This is a genomic window from Ancylomarina sp., assembly GCF_041555295.1.
In the GTDB taxonomy this organism is placed as follows: domain Bacteria; phylum Bacteroidota; class Bacteroidia; order Bacteroidales; family Marinifilaceae; genus Ancylomarina.
The window spans coordinates 1-1311 of record NZ_JBFFKR010000494.1; the positions used below are offsets into that span (position 1 = coordinate 1).

Annotated in this window: 1 protein-coding gene; it reads left to right on the plus strand. The window is 35.9% G+C overall.

The genetic code is table 11. The features are described from left to right. A partial coding sequence (locus ABY905_RS17375) for a B3/4 domain-containing protein (RefSeq protein ID WP_372646180.1) occupies positions 1-466 on the plus strand: 466 nt, incomplete at its 5' end. Between the last annotated feature and the right edge of the window lie 845 nt (positions 467-1311).

A 1311-nucleotide genomic window follows, 5' to 3' on the forward strand; every position in this document is an offset into this window, starting at 1 on the left:
AGATGGCTATCGTCGTGTTGGAAAAGATCCCAATAGATATCGCCTTTCGGCTGAATCCTTATTAAGAAGAATTGTTAATGGTAAGGGGCTTTATAAAATAAATAATGTGGTTGATTTACTGAATTTAGCTTCAATTAAATCGGGCTTCTCAATTGGGGGATATAATGCAGACAAAATAGAGGGTGCGATTAAGATGGGACTCGGGCAAGCTGATGAAGCGTACGAAGGAATTGGAAGAGGTGATCTCAATATCGAGAATCTCCCCATTTTCCGTGACGAACTTGGCGCTTTTGGTAGTGCAACCTCTGATTCACTTCGCACTCAAATCGATTTAAATTGTCAGAATTTCCTAATGGTATTCTTTTCTTATCAGGGAGAAAAAGAATTGCTTGAAAGTCTGGATTTTGCCACGAGTTTATTGACTGAGTTTGCAGATGCTACGGATATTAAAACATCTATCGTGTAAAACTTTGTTAAAATACTGAAGCTATGTTGTCTTAGATGAGTAATTCGTTTTTTTAACCTTTCAGTACTTGTTCTTTTGTCTTGAAACAAAAGAACCAAAAGTTCAAGAACCACGATTTTCTCAACCTTAAAACTGCCTGAATGATAAGTGCAGCCGGGTGATTTCCTCGGCAAGCTCGGAACTTCCCGGTTTTACTAATCACCCATTTGGTTTTTAAGATCTCTTAAATCGATGCTCAATAATTACGGCTATAGAAACTTGTATTATATAAAAAACAAAATCCTGAAATTCAACTTACAATCTTAGAATCATTAGCGTTTAAAATATTTTGATCGTCTAATGAGATGGCATTTTTTAAAATATCTTTCGTTTAACGAAAGCTTTAGAAAGACCAGGAAGTTGTCCCGAACGATCCCTTAGGTTTACATAGCCAAGGTAACTGTTACTGATTTTTAAAAAGAAGCCTTGATTTTTTTTATTCGTAAATATAATCTCGGGCTCTCATGATCTCACTCTGTTCGGTAGCTTTGTTTTTTGGATCAAGCCAACCATTGGAGCAAAGCGGAAATCATGAATACAAATAAAAGTAGACTCTAATGAATAAATGAAATCGGGCTTGGGCGAAGTGCCAATTTATTTAGTGCAGTATTGTCACAAGGTATGACTTTCTTCTATTCATCGACTACAACTTAATTTCAAAATCATCAGCATCAAGATAAACAGGAAATTTTGCTCTAAAACGAACTAATTCACCCAGTGAAATATGTGTCGTTTGAATATCATTTTTATACTCTTCACATTTCGCAACATCTCTTCCTCGAGCATCAAATAAGGAAGAATCTCCC